The 20583-nt window shown below is 64.9% G+C and carries 20 protein-coding genes and 2 tRNA genes; 11 read left to right on the top strand and 11 right to left on the bottom strand.

The features are described 5' to 3' along the window. Positions 1 to 22: 22 nt before the first annotated feature. The 3 genes from pbpG to FW760_RS20760 all read right to left on the bottom strand — a co-directional run bounded on the left by pbpG (position 23) and on the right by FW760_RS20760 (position 1813). Positions 23 to 946, bottom strand: coding sequence for a D-alanyl-D-alanine endopeptidase (pbpG, locus tag FW760_RS20770; protein ID WP_058541931.1), 924 nt, complete (start codon positions 944 to 946; stop codon positions 23 to 25). Between the two features lie 191 nt (positions 947 to 1137). Next, on the bottom strand, positions 1138 to 1326 hold the full coding sequence (locus FW760_RS20765) for a hypothetical protein (protein ID WP_043863041.1): 189 nt from the start codon (positions 1324 to 1326) through the stop codon (positions 1138 to 1140). Positions 1327 to 1447: 121 nt separating this feature from the next. Further along, positions 1448 to 1813: a hypothetical protein gene (locus FW760_RS20760; RefSeq protein WP_054915708.1), complete on the bottom strand. Its 366-nt coding sequence runs from the start codon at positions 1811 to 1813 to the stop codon at positions 1448 to 1450. Positions 1814 to 2005: 192 nt separating this feature from the next. Here FW760_RS20760 and FW760_RS20755 point away from each other — a divergent pair, with 192 nt between their 5' ends. Beyond that, positions 2006 to 2821, top strand: coding sequence for a shikimate 5-dehydrogenase (locus tag FW760_RS20755; protein ID WP_043863039.1), 816 nt, complete (start codon positions 2006 to 2008; stop codon positions 2819 to 2821). Positions 2822 to 2908: 87 nt separating this feature from the next. Here FW760_RS20755 and FW760_RS20750 read toward each other — a convergent pair whose 3' ends face one another. Further along, a complete protein-coding gene (locus FW760_RS20750; RefSeq protein WP_043863038.1) occupies positions 2909 to 3553 on the bottom strand; it encodes a YceH family protein in 645 nt (214 codons plus the stop codon). 124 nt (positions 3554 to 3677) lie between these two features. Between FW760_RS20750 and FW760_RS20745 the strand changes: the two genes are divergently transcribed. Then, positions 3678 to 4187 carry a DUF1993 domain-containing protein gene (locus FW760_RS20745; protein ID WP_043863037.1) on the top strand — a complete coding sequence of 170 codons (510 nt, stop codon included), beginning with the start codon at positions 3678 to 3680 and terminating at the stop codon, positions 4185 to 4187. Positions 4188 to 4253: 66 nt separating this feature from the next. Here FW760_RS20745 and sstT read toward each other — a convergent pair whose 3' ends face one another. Then, the gene (gene sstT / locus FW760_RS20740) at positions 4254 to 5465 is read right to left on the bottom strand and encodes a serine/threonine transporter SstT (protein ID WP_043863036.1); all 1212 of its coding nucleotides are present in this window, start codon (positions 5463 to 5465) and stop codon (positions 4254 to 4256) included. A 242-nt stretch (positions 5466 to 5707) separates the two neighbouring features. Further along, positions 5708 to 6613, bottom strand: a complete 906-nt coding sequence (gene nhaR, locus FW760_RS20735; protein ID WP_043863167.1) for a transcriptional activator NhaR — start codon at positions 6611 to 6613, stop codon at positions 5708 to 5710. 115 nt (positions 6614 to 6728) lie between these two features. On the opposite strand from nhaR, the gene FW760_RS20730 reads away from it, so the two are divergent. Together FW760_RS20730 and FW760_RS20725 are read left to right on the top strand one after the other, a co-directional pair. Beyond that, on the top strand, positions 6729 to 6983 hold the full coding sequence (locus FW760_RS20730; RefSeq protein ID WP_043863035.1) for a hypothetical protein: 255 nt from the start codon (positions 6729 to 6731) through the stop codon (positions 6981 to 6983). Positions 6984 to 7014: 31 nt separating this feature from the next. Next, positions 7015 to 7773 carry a TerC family protein gene (locus FW760_RS20725; RefSeq protein ID WP_043863034.1) on the top strand — a complete coding sequence of 253 codons (759 nt, stop codon included), beginning with the start codon at positions 7015 to 7017 and terminating at the stop codon, positions 7771 to 7773. 82 nt (positions 7774 to 7855) lie between these two features. On the opposite strand, the gene FW760_RS20720 is transcribed toward FW760_RS20725, so the two are convergent. After that, the gene (locus FW760_RS20720; RefSeq protein ID WP_167400240.1) at positions 7856 to 8029 is read right to left on the bottom strand and encodes a hypothetical protein; all 174 of its coding nucleotides are present in this window, start codon (positions 8027 to 8029) and stop codon (positions 7856 to 7858) included. Positions 8030 to 8185: 156 nt separating this feature from the next. Between FW760_RS20720 and FW760_RS20715 the strand changes: the two genes are divergently transcribed. Then, entirely contained in the window at positions 8186 to 8923 is a 738-nt protein-coding gene (locus FW760_RS20715; protein WP_116053423.1) for a peptidase C39 family protein, read from the top strand. 18 nt (positions 8924 to 8941) lie between these two features. Here the strand turns inward: FW760_RS20715 and FW760_RS20710 are convergent, their stop codons facing one another. Then, a complete protein-coding gene (locus FW760_RS20710) occupies positions 8942 to 10225 on the bottom strand; it encodes an NAD(P)/FAD-dependent oxidoreductase (RefSeq protein WP_043863032.1) in 1284 nt (427 codons plus the stop codon). A gap of 204 nt (positions 10226 to 10429) precedes the next feature. On the opposite strand from FW760_RS20710, the gene FW760_RS20705 reads away from it, so the two are divergent. Both FW760_RS20705 and FW760_RS20700 read left to right on the top strand, forming a co-directional pair. Continuing rightward, a tRNA-Val gene (locus tag FW760_RS20705) sits at positions 10430 to 10506 on the top strand. A gap of 157 nt (positions 10507 to 10663) precedes the next feature. Continuing rightward, a tRNA-Val gene (locus FW760_RS20700) sits at positions 10664 to 10740 on the top strand. 111 nt (positions 10741 to 10851) lie between these two features. On the opposite strand, the gene FW760_RS20695 is transcribed toward FW760_RS20700, so the two are convergent. After that, on the bottom strand, positions 10852 to 11070 hold the full coding sequence (locus tag FW760_RS20695; protein ID WP_043859680.1) for a hypothetical protein: 219 nt from the start codon (positions 11068 to 11070) through the stop codon (positions 10852 to 10854). Between the two features lie 147 nt (positions 11071 to 11217). On the opposite strand from FW760_RS20695, the gene FW760_RS20690 reads away from it, so the two are divergent. Continuing rightward, on the top strand, positions 11218 to 11772 hold the full coding sequence (locus FW760_RS20690) for an NADPH-dependent FMN reductase (protein WP_100634741.1): 555 nt from the start codon (positions 11218 to 11220) through the stop codon (positions 11770 to 11772). Between the two features lie 101 nt (positions 11773 to 11873). Here the strand turns inward: FW760_RS20690 and phnX are convergent, their stop codons facing one another. Both phnX and FW760_RS20680 read right to left on the bottom strand, forming a co-directional pair. After that, positions 11874 to 12701 carry a phosphonoacetaldehyde hydrolase gene (gene phnX, locus FW760_RS20685; protein WP_100634742.1) on the bottom strand — a complete coding sequence of 276 codons (828 nt, stop codon included), beginning with the start codon at positions 12699 to 12701 and terminating at the stop codon, positions 11874 to 11876. Between the two features lie 49 nt (positions 12702 to 12750). Further along, complete coding sequence (locus tag FW760_RS20680; RefSeq protein ID WP_116053426.1) at positions 12751 to 13857, bottom strand: 2-aminoethylphosphonate--pyruvate transaminase; 1107 nt, start codon at positions 13855 to 13857, stop codon at positions 12751 to 12753. Positions 13858 to 13969: 112 nt separating this feature from the next. Here FW760_RS20680 and FW760_RS20675 point away from each other — a divergent pair, with 112 nt between their 5' ends. From FW760_RS20675 to FW760_RS20665, 3 genes are all read left to right on the top strand, one after another. After that, entirely contained in the window at positions 13970 to 14830 is an 861-nt protein-coding gene (locus tag FW760_RS20675) for a LysR substrate-binding domain-containing protein (RefSeq protein WP_116053428.1), read from the top strand. Positions 14831 to 14903: 73 nt separating this feature from the next. Beyond that, positions 14904 to 15917 (top strand): AraC family transcriptional regulator, encoded by a 1014-nt coding sequence (locus tag FW760_RS20670; RefSeq protein WP_043859675.1) that lies wholly within the window; start codon positions 14904 to 14906, stop codon positions 15915 to 15917. An 82-nt stretch (positions 15918 to 15999) separates the two neighbouring features. After that, on the top strand, positions 16000 to 20568 hold the full coding sequence (locus FW760_RS20665; protein ID WP_446443934.1) for an NEL-type E3 ubiquitin ligase domain-containing protein: 4569 nt from the start codon (positions 16000 to 16002) through the stop codon (positions 20566 to 20568). Positions 20569 to 20583: the final 15 nt, after the last annotated feature.

Genomic DNA, 20583 nt, shown 5'->3' with positions numbered 1-20583 from the left:
CTAGGCACGGCAGTGTGTGCGATCAGTCGACCGCAGGGCGGTTCTGGCTGCGTTCGGCCTTGTAGCGGATCGCGACGGCCGGGGCGGGTTTGGCGTCGCCGGTTTCCAGCCATTGGCGCATGCGGCTGGCATCGGCGAAATGGGTGTACTTGCCGAAGGCGTCGAGTATCACCATGGCCACCGGGCGATTGTCCATCCGCGTCAGCAGCACCAGGCAATGGCCGGCCTCGTTGGTGAAGCCGGTCTTGGTCAGCTTGATGTCCCAGTTGCTCTTGTTGACCAGGTGGTCGGTGTTGCGAAAGCCCAGGGTGTAGTTGGGTTTCTTGAAGGCCACGGTCTTTTCGCGGGTGGTGCTAAGCTCGCTCAGCAGCGGGTAGCTGCGCGCGGCCAGCAGCAGCTTGCTCAGGTCGCGAGCGGTGGACACGTTGCTGGTCGACAGGCCGGTGGGTTCCACATAGCGGGTATGGCTCATGCCCAGGGCCTTGGCCTTGGCGTTCATGGCCTTGATGAAGGCGGTGTAGCCACCGGGGTAGTGGTGCGCAAGGGTCGCGGCGGCCCGGTTTTCCGAGGACATCAGGGTAATCAGCAGGGTGTCGCGACGGTTCAGCTCGCTACCCAGACGAACCCGCGAGTACACGCCCTTCATTTCCTTGGTCTGGGCGATGGTGATGGTCAGGGGTTCGTCCATGGCCTGCTTGGCATCGAGCACCACCATCGCGGTCATCAGTTTGGTGACCGAGGCGATCGGCACCACACGGTCCGGGTTGCTCGCATAGAGCACCTTGTTGGTCTGCAGGTCGATCAGCAGTGCACTGCCCGAGGCCAGGTGCAGCTTGGCAGGGTCGCGCTGGACCTGGGGGGCCGGTTGGGCAACAGCGTTCGACGTGACGCTGGCAGTGCCAGTGAGCATCAGCAGCAGGCTGAGAATAGACAGGGAGGTTTTCACGTTGGTGCTCACTAAATGTAGGTATGTCGTTGGCTGTGCACGGGTTTTTTATTACAAGCCGTTACATTCTAGGAGTATGGTCGAGTCTGTGTCGATTGCCCCGTAAACATTGGGCGAACTATGAAATTTATTTAACCCTGGGCTTCGTTTGCAGCGGCTGGATCGGCGTGCCGAACCAGCCGAGCGGGACCTTAGCGGGACTTGAGGTAGCCGGCGGTGACGGCCTTGAGCAGCTCGTGACCTGCCTCGGCCGCCTTGGCGGGCGTCTGCGGCAGCTTGTACTGGCCGCTGAGGATGATCGCCAGGGTCATCTGCTGCGCGGCGGCAAGGGGGTGTTGGGCTGGGTCGAGCGGGGCTGGAAATCCTTTTTCAGCGGTCATGCGAACTCCTGGGTTCAGGCTGTGAGGGTATGCCAGCCTAGGCCTGAACGGCGATCAAGCCAATGCGGGCGGTTTCCCCGACAGCCTGCGCCCTGCCCGCAGGCAGGGCGCTGGGCCGGTGCTACCAGCGGGGCGGTCCGTAGTACACCGGTGGCGGGCCGTAGTAGCGCTCGCGATAATACGGCGGCGGCACCGGTACGTAGCGCTCCACTACCGGATACGGCGGGTACGGCTGGTAGTACACCGGCGGCGGCGGGGCCTGGACATACACCGGCGGGGGACCGTAGTAGGCCGGCTGGCGCTCGACGTAGACGGTACGGTCGTGATTGCCGGACACCACCGCACCCACCACGGCACCGACGACGGCCGCGCCAAGCACCGGGCCGGCACCGCCGTGCCAGCCGCCGCCACCACCGTGGGCGGCCGCTTGCCCGCAGACGGCCAGGGCGCCAACCAGCAGGGCGATTCTCGGGATGTGACGGTTCATGAAGACTCCTCGGTTTGCAGCCCCGGCGCTGGTGCTGTCGAGACACCCAAGACGTGGCGCGGGGATACCCATAAGACCGCAGCCCCCGGAAAAATGGCACGGGCGTTGAGTAAAGGTTGTGTAAGCCCCGATCAACGGCTCGGTGGGCAGTGAGTGCATACTGGTGCCCCAGCCGTTTTCAGGAGCCAATCGATGACCCCCAGCAAAGACACCGTTTTGTGCATGTCCCTGGCCGGGCGCCCGGGTACATTCGGCGTGCGCTTTCATAACCATCTGTACCAGCAGCTGGGGCTGGATTACTACTACAAGGCCATGACCACCACCGACCTGCCGGCCGCCGTGGCCGGCATTCGCGCGCTGGGTGTGCGTGGGTGCGGTGTGTCGATGCCGTTCAAGGAGGCCTGCATCGCGTTGCTCGATGAACTGGACCCCTCGGCGGCGGCCATCGATTCGGTGAACACGCTGGTCAACACCCAGGGGCATCTCAAGGGCTTCAACACCGACTACCTGGCGGTGCGTCAACTGATCCACCAGCATCGCCTGGACCCTGCATGGAGCGTGGCGCTGCGCGGCAGCGGCGGCATGGCCAAGGCGGTGGCGTGCGCGCTGCGCGATGCCGGTTTCAGCGACGGCACGATCGTTGCGCGCAATCGCGAGGCCGGCGAGCGGCTGGCCCGCACCTGTGGCTATCGCTGGCAGGCCGAGCCACACGGTGTGCGGGCCCGGTTGCTGGTGAACGTGACGCCGATCGGCATGGCGGGCGGGGCCGAGGCGCAGCAACTGGCCTTCGAGCACGAGCAGATCGAGGCGGCGCAGGCGGTGTTCGACGTGGTGGCGATGCCGGCGCAGACGCCCTTGATCGTGGCCGCCCAGGCTGCTGGCAAACCAGTGGTTACCGGGCTGGAGGTGATTGCGCTGCAGGCGCTGGAGCAGTTCGTGCTGTATACCGGGGTGCGCCCCGATTCACGGCAGATCGCCGAAGCGGTGGCGTTTGCGCGGGGCGATTGAGCCCTGCAGGCAGGTTCGCGCCAGGCAGTGAGCGGGAGCGACTGAACGCGCTCCCGCAACGTGTTGCTCGACCCTGTGCCGAGCTGGCTACTCCAGCTGCGCCAGGCGTTCTTCCAGCGCCGCGATACGCGCCTCCAGTGCCTCGATGCGCTCGGCCGACACGCCGCCGACAGGGCGTTCCGCGCCTTGCTGGCGTGCCGCCAGAATCGCTTCGATGTCGGCCGGGTCGCCGAAGGCATGGGTGTAGCGGTCTTCGCGCTGGCCGGGCTGGCGCGGCAGGTGCAGGGCAAAGCCCCGGGCTACCAGGCGCTCCAGCTGATGCAGCACCTGTTCGGCATCCTCGAATTCATGCATGCGGTTGCTGCGCGTCAGCAGCTCGCTGACCGTCTGCGGCCCGCGCAGGAACATCAGCCCCAGCAGCACCTGTTGCGCCGGTACCAGCTCCAGCGCCTTGTCGACGCGGTGCTCCCAGCGGTCGGCCCGGCTGCCCATCTGCAGGCGCGCCAGGCCCTGGCTTTCGAGGGCACGCAGGCTCTGGCCGACCTGGCCCTGGGTCAGGTTCATCACCGGCTCGCGGCTGGTCTTCTGGTTGCAGGCCAGCACCACGGCATTGAGGGTGAGGGGGTAGGTTTCGGGGCTGGTGGCCTGCTTTTCGATCAAGGCGCCGAGGATACGGATTTGCGTGCTGTCGAGGCGCTGCTCGTCAACGGGGGTGTCCAACTCAGTGCTCATCGCGCGTTCCCTATGCTGTGGAAGGCAACTAGCCTAATCCTTGCAGAATAAAAGACAAGCCGCCGGGCGCCGCCAAGCGTGTCTATAATCGGCCACGCTCAATCCATCACCCAGCGAGACTGTCATGACCATTTCCCTGTACGCCGCCTCTGTTCCCGTTTTCAAGCAGATGCTCAATGCCCTGAGCGATGTGCTGGGCAAGGCCCAGGCGCACGCCGAGGCGAAGAATATCGACGCCAATGTCTTCCTGCAGGCGCGCCTGTACCCCGACATGTTCCCGCTGGTTCGCCAGGTGCAGATTGCCGTGGACTTCGCCAAGGGGGTTTCGGCCCGCCTGGCCGAGGTCGAACTGCCCAAGTACGACGACACTGAAACCACCTTTGCCGAGCTGCAGGCGCTGATCGCCAAGGTGTTGGCCTTCGTCGAGCAGATCGAAGCGAAGCAGATCGACGGCAAGGAAGGCATCGAGATCATCACCCGTCCGGGTACGCCGAAAGAAAAACGCTTTACCGGCCAGAGCTACCTGCTGACCTACGGCCTGCCGCAGTTCTTCTTCCACGTGACCACGGCCTACGCCATCCTGCGCCACAATGGCGTGGAAATCGGCAAGCGCGACTACATGGGCGCGTTCTGATTACCCAGGCATGAAAAAAGCCCGGCAAGGTCAACGCCTTGCCGGGCTTTTTCATGCCTGCCAGGATCAGCTCGCCTGGCGTTCCTCGGCCTCGCACGCGGCGGCCGTGAACAGCACGTCGGTGGACGAATTGAGCGCCGTTTCGGCCGAGTCCTGCAGGATGCCGATGATGAAGCCTACCGCCACCACCTGCATGGCCACCTCGCTGGGAATGCCGAACAGGCCGCACGCCAGCGGAATCAGCAGCAGCGAGCCGCCCGCCACCCCCGAGGCGCCGCATGCGCACACGGCGGCGACCACGCTGAGCAGGATGGCCGTGGGCAGGTCGACGCTGATGCCCAGGGTATGCACCGCCGCCAGGGTCAGCACGGTGATGGTGATGGCCGCGCCGGCCATGTTGATGGTCGCACCCAGCGGGATCGACACCGAGTAGGTGTCTTCATGCAGCCCGAGCTTTTCGCTCAGGGCCAGGTTGACCGGAATGTTGGCGGCCGAGCTGCGGGTGAAGAACGCGGTGATGCCGCTTTCGCGCAGGCACAGCAGCGTCAGCGGGAATGGGTTGCGACGGATTTTCCAGTACACGATCAGCGGGTTCATCACCAGCGCCACGAACAGCATGCAGCCGATCAGCACCGCCAGCAGGTGCAGGTAGCCCAGCAGGGCCCCCAGGCCGGATTCGGCCAGGGTCGCCGCCACCAGGCCGAAGATCCCCAGAGGCGCGAAACGGATGACCATGCGCACGATCAGCGTTACGCCCTTGGACAGGTCGTCGACCACGGTGCGGGTGGTTTCACCGGCATGTCGGATAGCCACGCCCAGGGCGATCGCCCAGGCCAGGATACCGATGAAGTTGGCCTCCATCAGCGCGGTCACCGGGTTGGCCACCACGCTCAGCAGCAGGCCTTGCAGCACTTCGCTGATGCCACCAGGCGGGCTCATCGCCACATCATGAGTGGCCAGCACCAGTTGGGAGGGGAACAGCATGCTGGCGACCACCGCCACTACCGCTGCGGAAAAGGTGCCGAAAAGATAGAGCACCAGAATAGGACGGATATGGGTTTCCTGGCCGTGCCTGTGGTTGGCGATGGAAGCCATCACCAGGATGAACACCAGAATGGGTGCCACCGCCTTGAGTGCACTGACAAATACCTTGCCGATAAATGCCAGGTTCAGCGCGGCGGCTGGCCAGAGCAGCGCCACGGCAATGCCGGCCACCAGGCCGATCACGATCTGCAGTACCAGACTGGTACGGTTCAACAGGTTCAGAAGTGGGGTCATGACAGGTGTTTCTCGTTCTTGTGCAAGGTCCGGGAGGCCCGGATAGCGTAGCAAAGGCATGCCGCGGGCAAGCCCTGCGGCGAAAGGGGCGGGACTTTAGCACAGCACGCGGGCCCTGACCGCAGCACACTGCCTGGCGGTAGGTGGGGCGTGTTGTCGCGATGCGTCGGCGCGTCCTTCTATCGACGGTTCGGGCCGTGGAATGTTTAGGCCCGGGATGTGATGTCGGTGCCGTGTGTCTCTCAGGGCGCAGGCCAGTTGAACAGCTCGCGGCGGGCACCTTCGGTGATCGCGACGATGCCCGGGTGCTTGACCTTGCGCTCTACCGAAATGGCATAGAACGACTCGGTGACGGCATCGGTCTGGCCGATCAACTCCACCCCGTACTGGCGGCAGACCTCGTCGGCGATCACGCTGGGGGCGATGAAGATGCCGCTGCCCGACTGCCCGAATGCCTGCATCAGCGCACTGTCATCGAACTCGCCGACGATGCGCGGCTGCAACTGTTGCTCGGCGAACCAGCGCAGCAGCCGGCTGCGCACCACCGTCTCCTGGCCGGGAATGAGCATCGGTGCATGCTGCAGGCCGACAGGAAAGGGCGCCGGATGCAGGGCAGCCAGTGCCGGGGTGGCGAAGAAACTGATGCCGCACTCCCCGAGCTTCTGGCTGTAGCCCTTGATGTCCAGATGGCTGGGCATCGGGCTGTCGGAGATCACCATGTCCAGGCGCTGTACTGCCAAATCTGCCAGCAGGCGTTCGAGCTTGTCCTCGCGGCAGGTCAGGCGCAGCGGGTCGGGCAGCTCCATGGTCGGCGCCAGCAGCCGGTACACGATCGACTTGGGCACCACGTCGGCCACCCCCACGCGAAACAGAATCTGCTGCTCATCGGGCTGGGCGCGCAGCACTGCTTCCAGTTCGCCGCCAATCTGGAACATCTGCTCGGCGTAGGACAGGGCCTGGCGCCCGGTCTCGGTCAGTTCGAGCTGGCGTCCCACACGGCGAAACAATTCGATACCGTAGCTATGCTCAAGCAGGCTGATCTGCCCGCTGATGGTCTGCGGGGTGAGATTGAGCTGCTCGCCGGCACGCACGATGCTGCCGGTCTTGGCCACGACCCAGAAGTAATGCAGTTGTCGGTAGTTGAGCATGTGCATCTCCGATTCGTAAAAACCGAAGTATAACTGCTGAAAATACGAATTTTCCGGATGTTTCAGTCTCTTTAGAATGCGTCGCTATCAAGGCAAGACCTTCAGAGAGGAACCCATGCTGTATTTCAAATCGATTGGCACACCCCTGGTGATGGCGCTGGCGCTGCTGGCCATGAGCGGTTGCGAGCAGGCGGAAAAATCTGCCCAGCAGATGCTCAACCAGGCTGCCCAGTCGGCCAAGGAAGCGATCGACAAGACCAACGATGCCGCCCAGCAGGCGCTCAGCGACGCGACCGGTTCGCCCCTGGCGAAAAAGCCCGATGAGGCCCAGGACAAACCCGAGCGCGACGACAGCGCCCGGGAAATCTGATTTTTTACCCACACTGATTCAGGATTGATTCATGGAATACCTGTTGGAACTTGCTGCAAGCCCGACCGCCTGGGTGGCCCTGGCTACCCTGGTGGCCATGGAGATCGTGCTGGGCATCGACAACCTGATCTTCATCTCGATTCTCACCAACAAGCTGCCTGAGCAGTTCCGCTCCAAGGCACGGCGCATCGGTATCAGCATGGCGCTGGTGATGCGCCTGGGCCTGCTCAGCACCGTGGCGTGGATCGTGCAGCTTACCGAGCCGGTGGTGGACGTGTTCGGCCATGCCTTCTCGTGGAAGGACATGATCCTGATCGCCGGTGGCCTGTTCCTGCTGTGGAAGGCGACGTCCGAGATTCACCACAGCGTCGACCCGCGTGCCAAGGAAGAGACCAAGGCGTCGTCTACCGTGACCCTGGGCTTTGCCGCGGCGATCGGGCAGATCCTGGTACTGGACATCGTGTTCTCGATCGACAGCATCATCACGGCCGTGGGCATGACCGAGCACTTGCCGATCATGATCATCGCGGTGATCAGTGCGGTGATCGTGATGCTGGTGGCCGCCGACCCGCTGGCCCGGTTCATCAACGACAACCCTACCGTGGTGATGCTGGCCCTGGGCTTCCTGATCATGATCGGCATGACCCTGATCGCCGAAGGCTTCGGTGCCCATGTGCCCAAGGGTTATGTGTATGCGGCGATGGCGTTCTCCACCGCGATCGAGGTGCTCAACATCATGTCGCGCCGGGCTCGCGAGCGGCGCGAGGCGCTGCAAGCGAAACCTGACTGACCGCTTCGCCAGCGACGTCGGCTCTGCAGGACGCACCTGCAGACGCCGGCGTTGTCGGCGAAGGTGGTTATGCAGTGTCGCGTCAGTGCGCGTTGGCGTGGCGGCGAGCGTGCCGCTGTGCCTCGGATGCAGCCCTGGTCGGCTGCGGATGGTGCAGATGGTGGCGGCGCGCGATGCGCAACACCCCCCAGAGCATGGCTGCGGCTACCACCAGCCACGTGCCTATCAACAGAAAGATTCCCATCGTCAGACTCATTGCGTGCCTCCTTCGACTGGGCAAGCTGCACTCGCCATTCGGACACAAGCTCAGTCTAGCCCATCGTCTGTGACAGACGGTTGACCAGTGGTCCAGCGCCTTGGTTCAGTTCGCTCTAAGCGTGCCGCGGGCTATACCGCAGGCCTGCGCCAGCCTATGATCGCAAGCCAGGGCCGGGCGTCGTCTGCCCGGCATCAGCACAAGCGAGTGTCCATGTTGCCCACCGCCCCCAAACGTCGCGTGTCCCACCGTCTGCTGCTGGCTTGCCTGCTGGCCGCCAGCCTGGCCGGTTGCGCCAGCCAGCCTTCATCCCAGCTCAACAGCCTGCCCCAGCGCGTGGAACTGGGCGCGGTGCCGTTCTACCGTGGTAACGCCAACCAGAGCGCGCCGATGGCGCTGGCCGCGATCCTCTCGCAGCAGGGGGTGCGCATCACCCCCGGCCTGCTCGAAGGGCCCTTGCAACTGCCACAAGGTGTCGACAGGCTGCAGGCCTCGGTAGCGACCGTGGCACGCCAGTACGGCATGGTGGTGTACCCGCTCGATGGCACCCTGCCGGCGTTGCTGACCCAGGTGGCCGCGGGCAATCCGGTGCTGTTGCGCTATCAGGAAGGTTCGGCGTTCTGGAGCGAGCCGCGCTATGCCCTGCTGGTGGGCTATGACCGCTACAAGTCGCGGGTGCTGCTGCGTGCGGGCAACAATCGGCGCTTGCTGATGGACTTCGACGATTTCGCCGCAGCCTGGAAGAAGGAGGGGAGCTGGGCGGTGCTGGTGCAGTCGCCCGGCCAACTGCCGGCCCAGGTGGACCGCCAGCGCTGGCTCAAGGCCGCCAATGAACTGGCCCAGGCAGGCCAGGAGCAGGCGGCCCGCCAGGCCGTCAATGCCGTGGGGCAGTGACGGCCCTGGGTTGCCGGCTTACACGCCCAGGCGGTCGCGCAGGCTGTAGTACCACGCGCCCAGGGCACTGAACGGTACGCGCAGCATCTGGCCACCCGGGAACGGGTAGTGCGGCAGTTCGGCGAAGGCGTCGAAACGCTCGGCCTGGCCGCGCAGGGCCTCGGCCAGCACCTTGCCGGCCAGGTGGGTGTAGGTGACGCCGTGGCCGCTGCAGCCCTGGGAGTAGTAGATGTTGTCGCCCAGACGACCTACCTGCGGCAGGCGCGACAGGGTCAGCAGGAAGTTGCCGGTCCAGGCGTAGTCGATCTTCACGTCCTTGAGCTGCGGGAAGGCCTTGAGCATTTTCGGGCGGATGATCGCCTCGATGTTGGCCGGGTCACGCGCGCCGTATACCACGCCACCGCCGAAGATCAGGCGGTTGTCGCCGGTCAGGCGGTAGTAGTCGAGCAGGTAGTTGCAGTCTTCCACGCAGTAGTCCTGCGGCAGCAGGGTACGTGCCAGCTCTTCGCTCAGCGGCTCGGTGGTGATCACCTGAGTGCCGCATGGCATCGACTTGGCGGCCAGCTCCGGTACCAGGTTGCCCAGGTAGGCGTTGCCCGCCACGATGATGAACTTGGCGCGCACCTTGCCCTGCGGGGTATGCACGACCGGGTTGGCACCGCGCTCGATGCGGATGGCCGGGGACTGTTCGTAAATCTTGCCACCCAGCGATTCCACTGCGGCGGCTTCGCCCAGGGCCAGGTTGAGCGGGTGGATATGGCCGCCGCTCATGTCCAGCATGCCGCCGATGTAGCTGTCGCAGGCGACCACTTCACGGATGCGGCGCTGGTCCATCAGTTCCAGCTGGGTGTGGCCGTAGCGTTCCCACAGGCGTTGCTGGGATTCCAGGTGGCCCATCTGCTTTTTGGTCAGGGCGGCGAACACGCCACCGTCCTTCAGGTCGCACTGGATGTTGTACTTGGCCACGCGCTCGCGGATGATGCGCCCGCCCTCGAAGGCCATCTGGCCGAGCAGCTGTGCCTGCTTGGGGCCGACGGTACGTTCGATCACGTCGATGTCGCGGCTGTAGCTGTTGACGATCTGACCGCCGTTGCGGCCAGAGGCACCGAAGCCGACCTTGGCGGCTTCAAGCACGGTGACGCTGAAACCGTTCTCGAGCAGGAACAGGGCACTGGACAGGCCGGTGTAACCCGCACCGATCACGCAGACGTCGGTCTGTACTTCTTCCTGCAGGCTCGGGCGCTGCGGGACGGGGTTGGCCGATGCGGCGTAATACGACTGGGGGTAGGGGGTGTTGGCCATGTGCGGGCACCTCAGGGTTTGTAGTTGTATGTTCTATATTTTTTACGATTGTGCAGATCGTATCAACAATAATAAACACCCGCCAGCCAGACGGTAAAAATCGCGCAAACCCGGGCTGGGGTAAAAAATATTAGTATTCAGTGGCTTAGCGTGAAAAAAAGTATTGACACGCTGCGTCGATTGCGTAGAATGCCGCCTCACAGCAGGCACATAGCTCAGTTGGTTAGAGCACCACCTTGACATGGTGGGGGTCGTTGGTTCGAATCCAATTGTGCCTACCAAACATCACCGCCCCTGCTGGCGGTACACGAAAAAGGCGATCCGAGAGGGTCGCCTTTTTCGTTTGGGCCGTTTTCATGGGCGCGGCAAAGCTGCTGATTTTTTTGTACATTTCGCTTTACGAGGGGGCTTGAACCTGAGTAGAATGCGCCCCGCAGCAGGCACATAGCTCAGTTGGTTAGAGCACCACCTTGACATGGTGGGGGTCGTTGGTTCGAATCCAATTGTGCCTACCAAACATCACCGCCCCTGCTGGCGGTAACACAAAAAGGGCGACCCGCAAGGGTCGCCCTTTTTGTTTGCCTGAAGCAAAGGGCGCGGCCGGATTGCTCGGGCCGCGCGGTGCATCAGGGGATACGGGTGATCTCCACGCCGCTCTGTACCAGCTCGAAGCGATCCTCGCCCAGGTGGTTGACCCGATCGCCGATGGCCAGGCGATAGCTGGTGATCGGCAAGGAGTCGGCACTTCCATCGGCCTGCAGGGTGGCTTCCTGAAATTCATGAACGGGGTAGATGCGTCCTTCAGCATCCCGAGCATGAAATTGTCCGACCAGTACTGCTGTCATTTGGCGTGTGCCCTCTGAAATGTTCTCTATGGGCCATAGACCACTGTTTTGCCTGGGAAGTTTAGTCCCCCTGGAAAAAAACCTGTGGGCCGCGCCGTAGCGTCTATAACTACCACTTCTCTATGTCGATCAGGTTGGAGCGTGGTCATGAGCCAGGTCTATTCGGTTTCGGTGTTGGTAGGCAGCTTGCGCAAGGAGTCGATCAACCGCAAGGTCGCCAGGGCGCTTGCAGAGCTGGCACCGGCCAGCCTCAAGCTGGGTATCGTCGAAATTGGCGAGCTGGCGTTGTACAACGAGGATATCGACACCGACCCACCGGCAGCCTACAAGGCCTTTCGCGACAAGGTGCGTGCCAGCGACGCGGTGCTGTTCGTGACCCCCGAGTACAACCGCTCGGTGCCCGGGGTGCTCAAGAACGCCATCGACGTCGGCTCGCGCCCGTATGGGCAGAGTGTGTTCAGCAAGAAGCCGGGGGCGGTGATCAGTGTGTCGCCGGGGGCGGTGGGGGGCTTTGGTGCCAACCACCACCTGCGCCAGTCCCTGGTGTTTCTCGATGTGCCCTGCATGCAGCAGCCAGAGGCCTATGTGGGTGGGGCGGCGACGCTGTTCGACGAACATGGCAAGCTTTCGGAGAAGACCCGGCCGTTTCTGCAGAGCTTCATCGACAGTTATGCGGCGTGGGTGGCGCGGCACCTGGCATAGGGCCCAGGCGCGCCCTTGGCTGGCGAGGGCGGCTCCTGGCCTGCAGGAGCCGCCTTGCCGGCTGTAGGAGCCGGCATTGCCGGCGAAAGCCCCAACGCGGTCTACACCCCCTGCGGCATCTCACCCTGCGCCAAACGCCGATTGATATCCTCCACCACCTGCGGCAGGTCATTGATGGTGTCGATCAGGTAGTGCGGGCGTGACCCTTCGAACAGCGCATGAATGCGCGCACGCTCGCTGGCCAGTTGCTCGGCATCCAGTGCCAGGTAGCCTTCATGGGTCAGCCCCAGCGCGTTGCCCGAGCACACCAGCGCCACGGTCCACATGCCGGCACGACGCCCTTCCAGAATGCCCGGTACGGTGTCGTCCACCTTCACGCACGCCGCCACATCGTCGATACCCAGCGCAATCACGTTGGCCAGCGCCTGGGCCGGCCACGGGCGGCCGTTGGGGGTCTGGTCGGTGGCCACCACATGGTCGGCCACATAGCCATTGTGCCCAGCCAGTTCCACTACCTTGTCCATCACCACCTTCGGATAGCCGGAGCACGAACCGATCTTCAGGCCCTGCCGGCGCAGGGCGCTGATGGTCTGCAGTGCGCCGGGGATCAGCGCCGAATGGGTGGCGATCTTTTCGATCTGCAGCGGCATGAAGCGGTTGTAGAGCGCCGTCACGTCATCATCGCTCGGCACGCGGCCGAACACCGCGCGATAGCGCTCGGCAATCTGCGGCTGGTCGCACAGCGTGCGGATATGGTCCCACTTGCCCATGCCCATGGGGCCGCGGGCCTCCTCGATGGACACCTGTACATCGAATTCGGCAAAGGCCTCGACGAAGATCTGCGTGGGGGCGAACGAGCCAAAGTCGACCACGGTTCCGGCCCAGTCGAGAATGGCCGCTTGCAGCTTTGTGGGGTTGCTGTAGTTCATCATTGCGTTCCTTGTTCGGTATACCGCAGAAAAGGGGGATAAAACGGAATCAGATGTGCAGCACTTCCATTTCCCGCAGCGCATCGGCCACGGCCCGGACCGCGGCGCGCATCTCGTGGGGGCCGACGCAGCCGATGCAGCCCACGCGGAATGTCTCGACCTGGGTCAGCTTGCCGGGATAGAGGATGAACCCCTTGGCCTTGACCCGTTCGTAGAAGTCCGCGAACTGGTAGCGCGGGTCACGCGGGGCGTGGAAGGTGACGATGATCGGGGCCTGGATGGCGGCGGGCAGAAAGCTGCGCAAGCCGATGGCCGCCATGCCGTCGAGCAGGGTCTTGCAGTTGCTTGCATAGCGCTGGTGGCGCGCCGCCAGGCCGCCTTGCTCGTGGTACTGCAGCAGCGCCTCGTGCAGCGCCGCCACCACGTGGGTGGGCGGGGTGAAGCGCCACTGGCCGGTGCGGGCCATGTAGGCATGCTGGTCATGCAGGTCCAAGGCCAGCGACGGCGAGTTGCCCTCGGCGCCAGCCAGTGCGGTCTTGTCGGTGAACACGAAGCCCATGCCCGGTACGCCTTCGAGGCACTTGCCGGACGCCGCGATCAGGGCGTCGAAAGGCACCTGGGCCGCGTCGATCGGCAGGGCGCCGAACGAGCTCATGGCGTCGATGATCAGGCGCTTGCCGTGCTCGGCGACGACCTGGGCGATCTGCGCCAGCGGGTTGAGGATGCCGGTACTGGTTTCGCAGTGAATCAGCGCCACGTGGGTAATGCTGGCATCGGCGCGGATCAGGCGTTGGACATCGGCGGCGGTGGTGGGCTGGTCTTCGGCGGTCTCGAAGGTGGTGAATGCGCGGCCCAGCACCTGGCAGATCCTGGCCAGGCGCTGGCCATAGGCGCCGTTGACCAGTACCAGCACCTTGCCGTCACGGGGCACCAGCGTGCCGATGGCCGCCTCCACGGCGAAGGTGCCGCTGCCTTGCAGGGGCACGCAGTGGTGGCTGGCGTGGCCATTGACGATGCTCAGCAACTGCTGGCACAGGTTGGCGGTCAAGGTGTTGAATTCGCGGTCCCATGAGCCCCAGTCGAGCATCATCGCCTGCCGCGTGCGTGCCGAGGTGGTCAGGGGGCCCGGCGTCAGCAGGACGGGGGTGTGGGTCATGGCGATGCTCCTCGCAAGCGGTGGGCTGAAACTACGGTGCCTACGTTGCAATTGCGCGCTTCATCAATCAAATTGTTTGTCGTTATGCCAACCATAAGTCAGGCCGATAGATATGAACCTGTTTCAGCTTCGCGCTTTCGATGCGGTGGCCCGCGAGGGCAGCTTTACTCGCGCTGCCGCGCGCCTGTTCATCAGCCAGCCAGCGGTCACCGGGCACATCAAGGCACTCGAGGAGCATTACCAGATCACCCTGCTGCGGCGCACTGCGCGGCGTGTGGAGCTGACCGAGGAGGGCACCCGCCTGGCCGCCATCACCCGCGCGATGTTCGGCCTGGCCGAGGAGGCGCAGGTGATGCTCGAAGCCAACCGCCAGTTGCTTACCGGGCGCCTGGAAGTTGCCGCCGACGGGCCACACCAGGTCATGCCGATGCTGGCCCAACTGCGCGTGCGCTACCCCGGCATCACGGTCAACCTGCGTCTGGGCAATGCCCAGGAAACCCTTGCGGCGCTGCTGTCCGAGCATGCCGACGTGGCCGTGCTGACCGAGGTCGAACCGCGCAAGGGCCTGCATCTGCAGGCCCTGGGCCCGTCGCGTATCTGTGCCTTGCTGCCGGCCGGCCATCGCTGGGCCAGCCGCCCCGAGTTGCCCCTTGCCGAACTGGACCAGCAGATCATGGTGCTGCGCGAACCCGGCTCGATCACCCGGCGCACCTTCGACCAGGCCTGTGCCCGGGCCGGGGTGCAGCCACGGGTGCTGCTGGAGCTCGACAGCCGCGAAGCGGTGACCGAGGCGGTGGCCGCGCAGCTGGGGCTGGGTATCGTCTCGTCGATGGAGACCAGCCACGATCCGCGGGTGGTGGCCCGGCCCATAGAGGGGCCAGGTCTGGTCAACCAGCACATGCTCGGTTGCCTGGAGCGGCGCCGCGAGCTGCGCCTGATCCAGGCCTTTCTCGGGCTGGCGTCATCGGCATGACACGGCGTTGGCGTTTTGCCGTCGGCCCCCTAAGATGGCCGGCACACACCACCTGCAACACGAGTGAGGGTCGATGAAGGAGAAAGACACCATCTCCATGCAACTGGTGCGCGAGGCCCTGTTGCAAAGCAGCGCACCCGGCGCGGCGGCTGCGGCGTTGCTGCAGCGGGTGGGGATCGACCCGCAGCAACTGGAGCAGCCCCAGGCCCGCGTGCCGGCCAGTGCCTATGCCCGGCTGTGGCGGCTGCTGGCGCGTCGCTGCAACGACGAGTTCTTCTGCATGGACCCGCGCGGGCTGCGCAGCGGCAGCCTGGCGTTCATCTGCCGCTCGTCCATGGCCCAGCCGACCCTGGGCGCGGGCCTGGAGTGCGCGCTGGGGTTTCTGTCGCTGATGCTCGAGCACTTGCACCCGGTGCTGGTGCGCCAGCAGAGCCTGGCTGAAATCGTGATCGGCGAACCCGCCGAGGCGCCGCGCCGACCCTTCACCTATTTCACCTTCTGGATGATCGTGCATGGTGTGGCCTGCTGGCTGGCGGGTCGGCGCATTCCGATTCTGGCCATCGAATTGCGCTGCGCCGAGCCGGACTACTGCGATGACTACCGCGTGATGTTTTCACAGAACCTGCAGTTCGAGCGCCCACGCACGCGGCTGATTTTCGCTGCCGATTGCCTGGACCTGCCGCTCAGGCGCACACCCGAAGAGCTGCAGCGTTTTCTGGCCGAGGCGCCGGCCAACATTCTGGTGAAGTACCGCGACCCCACCAGCCTGGCGCGGCGGATCCGCGACGACCTGCGCCAGTTGCCCGCCAGCCAGTGGCCGGATGCCGAGGCACTGGCCCAGCAGCTGTGCCTGTCGGCCTCCACCCTGCGTCGACGCCTGGCCGAGCAGGGCCAGACCTACCAGGCCCTCAAGGACAGCGTGCGCCGCGAGCTGGCCATCGGCTGGCTGGCCGATGCGCAGGTCAGCTACGTGGAGATCGCCGAACGCCTGGGGTTTGCCGACACCAGTTCGTTCTACAAGGCCTTTCGCAAGTGGTCGGGGTGCAACCCCGGGCATTACCGCAGCCTCGTGCTGGGTTCGGGCTGAGGCCGCGAGGCAAGCCTTCCCGCTCCCTTGCCGGCGGGGCTGTTCCTAGTCTGGGTGCCCACCCCTTGATGGAGCAGGCGCCATGAGCCCGACCTCGAGCACCCGCAAAACCACCGGCACCACAGACGATCCCACCATTCTCGATCAATTCATCGCCGAACGCCTGCCGGGTTGGCTGCGCACGGCATCCAGGGAACAGGCGCGCGCAGTGAGCGCTGCATTGATCCGGCATCAGGCGTCGCTTGAAGCGTTGACCGAGTTGTTCCAGCTCCTGCAGTCGCCCGACGTGTTCGCTGCGCCCCTGCTGGACAAGGCCTTGCGCGACACCCTGGGGCTGCAACTGGACACGCGTGCGGCGCACTGGAAGGAAGTGCGCCTGCGTCAGTACCGCCCGGGGCTTTCGGTCACGCCCATGCCTTATCTGGAGGCGATCGAGATCCAGAGCCCGCTGTTGCAGCGTGCCCTGCAGAACTTCAGCGAGACTGCCGGCGGCTACTGGGGATTCTTTCGCGGCACGGCGATCGTGTCTGCGGGTCAGGCACTGGGCGTCGCGCCCGAGCGGTTTGCCGGCCTGTGCCGCACGCTGGACCTGGGCCAGAAGTATCAGGCTCATCTGGACAGTGTGCTCGACCCGCCGGATGACGCACTCAAGCGCCAGCGCCATGCGCTGCTGGCCCGCGAACAGCGCGATCAGCTGGATGTGGCCGCCCAGGTCGGCTACCTGAAAAAGGACATCGACGAGGTGGCCTACCGCATGCTGCGCCAGGTGGTCGACGGGGCGAGCCAGGTGACTTACGCCGAGCACCCGGTAAGGGTGCGCAGCATCGAGGTGCTGGGGCAGCAGGTACAGGGCGCGGTCGCCTTTCTGGCCCGTGGCGAACCCCTGGAGGGGGCGATACGCTGGACCGAGGCCGGCCTGGTGCGCCAGGTGGTGGTGTTTCTGCCTGGCGATCCGCAGCGCCCGCTGCGTCAGTATCCGACCTGGTATGCCTGTGCAACCGATCTGGGCCTGGCCTTGAAATCGGCTGATTACCTGAGCTATTTCCAGGGCCTGATCAGCCTGCAGGAGCGTGCAGCTTTTGGCGCGGCGTGGCAGGCGCAGCGAGACGCGGTGCGCCCGGACCTGGAGCTGCTCGATTACCCGCTGGCCGGAGAGTTGTTCGCCAGCCTTGCGCAATGGCGTATCGCCCGGCTCAAGGCCGACGCAGCGGTGCTTGCCGTGCCTACGGCCAGGGTCGACGATGCGCTGGCCGAAGCACGTCGCGAGGCCTACCTGGCCGCAGGTGAAACCCTGCTCGGCATAGCGGCCTCGTTCGTCCCCGGGGTTGGCCAGATCATGCTGCTCAGTAGCGTCGGGCAGTTGCTGGGCGAGGTCTATGAGGGCGCCGTCGACTGGAGCAAGGGCCAGCGCAAGGAGGCCCTGGCGCATCTGACCGGCGTGGCCGAAAACGTGCTGGCCAGCGTTGCAACAGGGGCGGGAGTGGCGGGCCTGGTGGCGGTGGCCAAACGTTCGGCCTTCGTCGACGGCCTCATGCCGATAGTGCGCAGCACGGGCCAATACAGGCTGTGGAACGAAGACCTGGCAAGCTACCGTCATGCCCACCCTTTGCCTGAAACCCTGGTGCCGCGCAGCGATGGCTTGTATGAGGATGCAGGCGCGCTGTGGCTCAGGCATGAAGGGCAGACCTATCAGGTTCAGCAGCGCGATGGGCGCTGGGTTTTGGTGCACCCGCAGCGTGCCGAAGCCTACTCGCCCGGCCTGGAAACCAATGGCGAAGGCGCCTGGCGCCTGCCTGGCGAGCATGCGCTGCAGTGGGCGGGCAATGCCCTGCTGGTGCGGCGCCTGGGCCCGCTGGCCGAAGGGCTGAGCGATGCGCAGATCGACCAGGTCATGGTGATTGCCGGTATGGACGAGGCGCGTTTGCGCGGCCTGCACGTAGAGAACCGGGGCATGCCGGTTCGCCTGCGCGATACCCTGGTCCGCTTCGGTATCGATACGCGCATCTCGACATTCTTCGAGCGCCTGCACCGGCAAACCGATGCCCAGGGCCTGGACCCTGTGCTCCATGCCTTCTGCAGGGAGCATCTGCAGGGTGTCGAAGACGCGGGGCAGGACTCGGAGCTCGATCACATCTGGGAGCAGATGCCGCGCTTGCGCTTCGAACTGTTCGAGCACCTTGAGGCGGCCACGCTGACCGCTGCCGATAGCCGTGTGAGCCTGTTGCAACGTGACTTTCCCGGGCTGGCGCGACGCTATGCCCAGGCGCTGGCAGAGCAGGCCGATGCCACGCAGCGCCAGATGATGGATCAGACTCGCCGCATTCCCCTGGCGGTCGCCGAGCAGGCACGCCACACCTTGCGTGAGGCGCGATTGAGCAGGGCGCTGGAGGGGTTGTGCCTGCAGAACGTGCACAGTGACGACAGCGTGGGCCTGGCCTTCGGCTTGCTGCGACGCATGCCGGCCTGGCCCGACGGGCTGAACCTGGAGCTGCGCGAAGGTTCGTCCAGCGGGCGGGTGATCGAGCGCCAGTTGTCACTCAGCGATACCCGCCAGACCCGCGTGCTGGTGCGTCGCGACGGGCAGTTTTCGGTGTACGACACTGAAGGCTACGAGCTCGACGACGAGATCCCGGCGCCCCAGGGGCTGTTCGAGGCGATTGCCTGCTGCCTGACGCGCGAGCAGCGTCGCGCCCTGGGCTGGACGCGTCATGACAGCGCGGCACAAATGCGCCAGGCCCTGGCTGCGCGGGCCCTGGCCAATCCCTCCGAGGCCGCGCAACTGATCGGGCAGGCGCGCTCGGCCGGGCGCTTCAGCCCGCCCCAGCGCTTGCCCGACGGTCGCATCGGGTATCCGCTCAGTGGCCGGGGCAGTGCGACACGACGGTCCCTGGTCAGTGTGGTGCGTGTGCTGTTCCCGGGCTATGACCAACTCCAGATCGATGTGCTTCTGACCGAACTGCAGGGGGGCTCGGTTGAACCGATGACGGCACTGATGCGCCTGCTGGACCAGTACCAGCGCCTCGATGCGAGCCTGCAGCTGTGGTGTCGGGAGGTCTTTGGCCAGTCCCGCGAGTGGCGACGCCTGGTGGCCGATGAGCTGCGCCGGTGCTGGCGACGACAGACCGATCGCGTGACCAATGGGGGTGGCACGCTGATCGGCTATCGCCTGAACCTGGTGGCGATGCCGGTGGGGCATCTGCCGCCGCTGGGGGCCGGTATCGATTTTTCCCACGTGATAGACCTGAGCCTGGTGGGCATGGGGCTGACCGAGCTGTCGAACAGCTTCCTGCAACGCTTTGTCGGCGTGCGCTGGCTCAACCTGGCCAACAACCGCTTCGGGCGCATACCGCCTGCCTTGAACGGCATGAACTGGTTGCGTGAGGTGAACCTGAACCTCAACCAGATCAACCTGCGCAACACCGGGGTCAATACCCTTGCGTCCCTGCATCGGCTTGAAGTGCTGAACCTGGACAACAATCCCATCGAGATCCTGCCGAACATGGCCGGCATGTACAACTTGCGCCACGTGTGGTTGCGCAGCACGCGCCTGCAGCTGTTCCCGACCGGGTTGCTCGAATGTCCGTTTCTGGATGTGGTCGACTTGCGCGACAACCTCATCACCCAGTTGCCGGAGACGTTCTTCGTGCCCGAGTCGCTGAACATCTACCTGCTCCAGCGTAACCCCCTGCCGCAGGCCACCTGGGACCGCATCAACGATCTGCAGCAGTTGCTGCCCGTGGTGGAGGCTGCGGCCGGTGTCATGGTACGTGCTGAAACGACTGCGCAAGCCCGCGCACTGTGGCTGGAGCTGGCGAACGAGGCGCAGCTGGATGTGCGCAGCCGTTACTGGGACAGCCTGATTGCAGAGCCTGGCGCCGCAGACTTCTTCCAGTTGCTGACCGAACTGACCGGGTCGGCGGATTTCCAGCATACCCGGGCCGAACTGGACCAGCGCGTGTGGCGCATGCTCGAGGCGATGGCGCAGCACACGGCGCTGCGCGAGGAACTGTTCGAGCTGGCGGCCAGCCCGACCACGTGCGTGGACAGTGTGTCGTCCACCTACAGTGCGCTCGAAGTGCGGTTTTTGCTGTTTCAGACCGTGCGCGCAGACAGCCCGAACGAGCAGCAGGGCGAAGCGTTGCTCGCCTTCGCGCGGCGTCTGTTTCGTCTTGAACAGGTCGAACAGTTCGCGCGTGCCGACATCCAGGCCAGGACGCAGGAGGCGCGTGGGGTGGACGAGGTCGAGGTGAGCCTGGCCTATCGCACCCGTCTGGCCGCTGCACTGGACCTGCCCGGGCAACCGCGCAACATGCAGTTCGCCGAAGTGGCCGCCGTGGCCCCGGCACAGATACACGAGGCCCAGCGGGTGGTGCTGGCTGCCGAGCAGACCGACCAGCTGGCAACGTTCATCAGCGGCCGGGATTTCTGGCTGGCCTACCTGCGCCAGGCTCACGAAGGCGAGTTCGAGCAGGTCGAACAACCGTTCTGGGATCGACTCGAGGTGCTGGCCGCGCAACAGGGCACGCTGCAGGAAGGGGTGTACCTGACGCGAATGAACGCATTGCGCAGCGAACGCGAGTCGGCAGTGCAGGCGCTGGCATTGCGCCTGACCCAGGCGGCGCTGGAGGCTGCCACGCCGCCTGCGGGCTAGCGCCGGGGGCTGTGC

Source organism: Pseudomonas sp. 1176_21, from assembly GCF_052850635.1.
This window is presented reverse-complemented; position numbering and strand designations above follow the sequence as displayed.

Bases quoted from the DNA above. Each gene is read 5' to 3' on its own strand.
- FW760_RS20680 (WP_116053426.1), bottom strand. From the start codon at position 13,857: ATGACCCACACCCCCGTCCTGCTGACGCCGGGCCCCCTGACCACCTCG.
- FW760_RS20745 (WP_043863037.1), top strand. From the start codon at position 3,678: ATGACCATTTCCCTGTACGCCGCCTCTGTTCCCGTTTTCAAGCAGATG.
- FW760_RS20760 (WP_054915708.1), bottom strand. From the start codon at position 1,813: ATGAACCGTCACATCCCGAGAATCGCCCTGCTGGTTGGCGCCCTGGCC.
- nhaR (WP_043863167.1), bottom strand. From the start codon at position 6,613: ATGCTCAACTACCGACAACTGCATTACTTCTGGGTCGTGGCCAAGACC.
- FW760_RS20755 (WP_043863039.1), top strand. From the start codon at position 2,006: ATGACCCCCAGCAAAGACACCGTTTTGTGCATGTCCCTGGCCGGGCGC.
- FW760_RS20710 (WP_043863032.1), bottom strand. From the start codon at position 10,225: ATGGCCAACACCCCCTACCCCCAGTCGTATTACGCCGCATCGGCCAAC.
- FW760_RS20690 (WP_100634741.1), top strand. From the start codon at position 11,218: ATGAGCCAGGTCTATTCGGTTTCGGTGTTGGTAGGCAGCTTGCGCAAG.
- FW760_RS20665 (WP_446443934.1), top strand. From the start codon at position 16,000: ATGAGCCCGACCTCGAGCACCCGCAAAACCACCGGCACCACAGACGAT.
- FW760_RS20675 (WP_116053428.1), top strand. From the start codon at position 13,970: ATGAACCTGTTTCAGCTTCGCGCTTTCGATGCGGTGGCCCGCGAGGGC.
- FW760_RS20725 (WP_043863034.1), top strand. From the start codon at position 7,015: ATGGAATACCTGTTGGAACTTGCTGCAAGCCCGACCGCCTGGGTGGCC.
- sstT (WP_043863036.1), bottom strand. From the start codon at position 5,465: ATGACCCCACTTCTGAACCTGTTGAACCGTACCAGTCTGGTACTGCAG.
- FW760_RS20720 (WP_167400240.1), bottom strand. From the start codon at position 8,029: ATGAGTCTGACGATGGGAATCTTTCTGTTGATAGGCACGTGGCTGGTG.
- FW760_RS20750 (WP_043863038.1), bottom strand. From the start codon at position 3,553: ATGAGCACTGAGTTGGACACCCCCGTTGACGAGCAGCGCCTCGACAGC.
- FW760_RS20730 (WP_043863035.1), top strand. From the start codon at position 6,729: ATGCTGTATTTCAAATCGATTGGCACACCCCTGGTGATGGCGCTGGCG.
- FW760_RS20695 (WP_043859680.1), bottom strand. From the start codon at position 11,070: ATGACAGCAGTACTGGTCGGACAATTTCATGCTCGGGATGCTGAAGGA.
- FW760_RS20715 (WP_116053423.1), top strand. From the start codon at position 8,186: ATGATCGCAAGCCAGGGCCGGGCGTCGTCTGCCCGGCATCAGCACAAG.
- FW760_RS20670 (WP_043859675.1), top strand. From the start codon at position 14,904: ATGAAGGAGAAAGACACCATCTCCATGCAACTGGTGCGCGAGGCCCTG.
- FW760_RS20765 (WP_043863041.1), bottom strand. From the start codon at position 1,326: ATGACCGCTGAAAAAGGATTTCCAGCCCCGCTCGACCCAGCCCAACAC.
- phnX (WP_100634742.1), bottom strand. From the start codon at position 12,701: ATGAACTACAGCAACCCCACAAAGCTGCAAGCGGCCATTCTCGACTGG.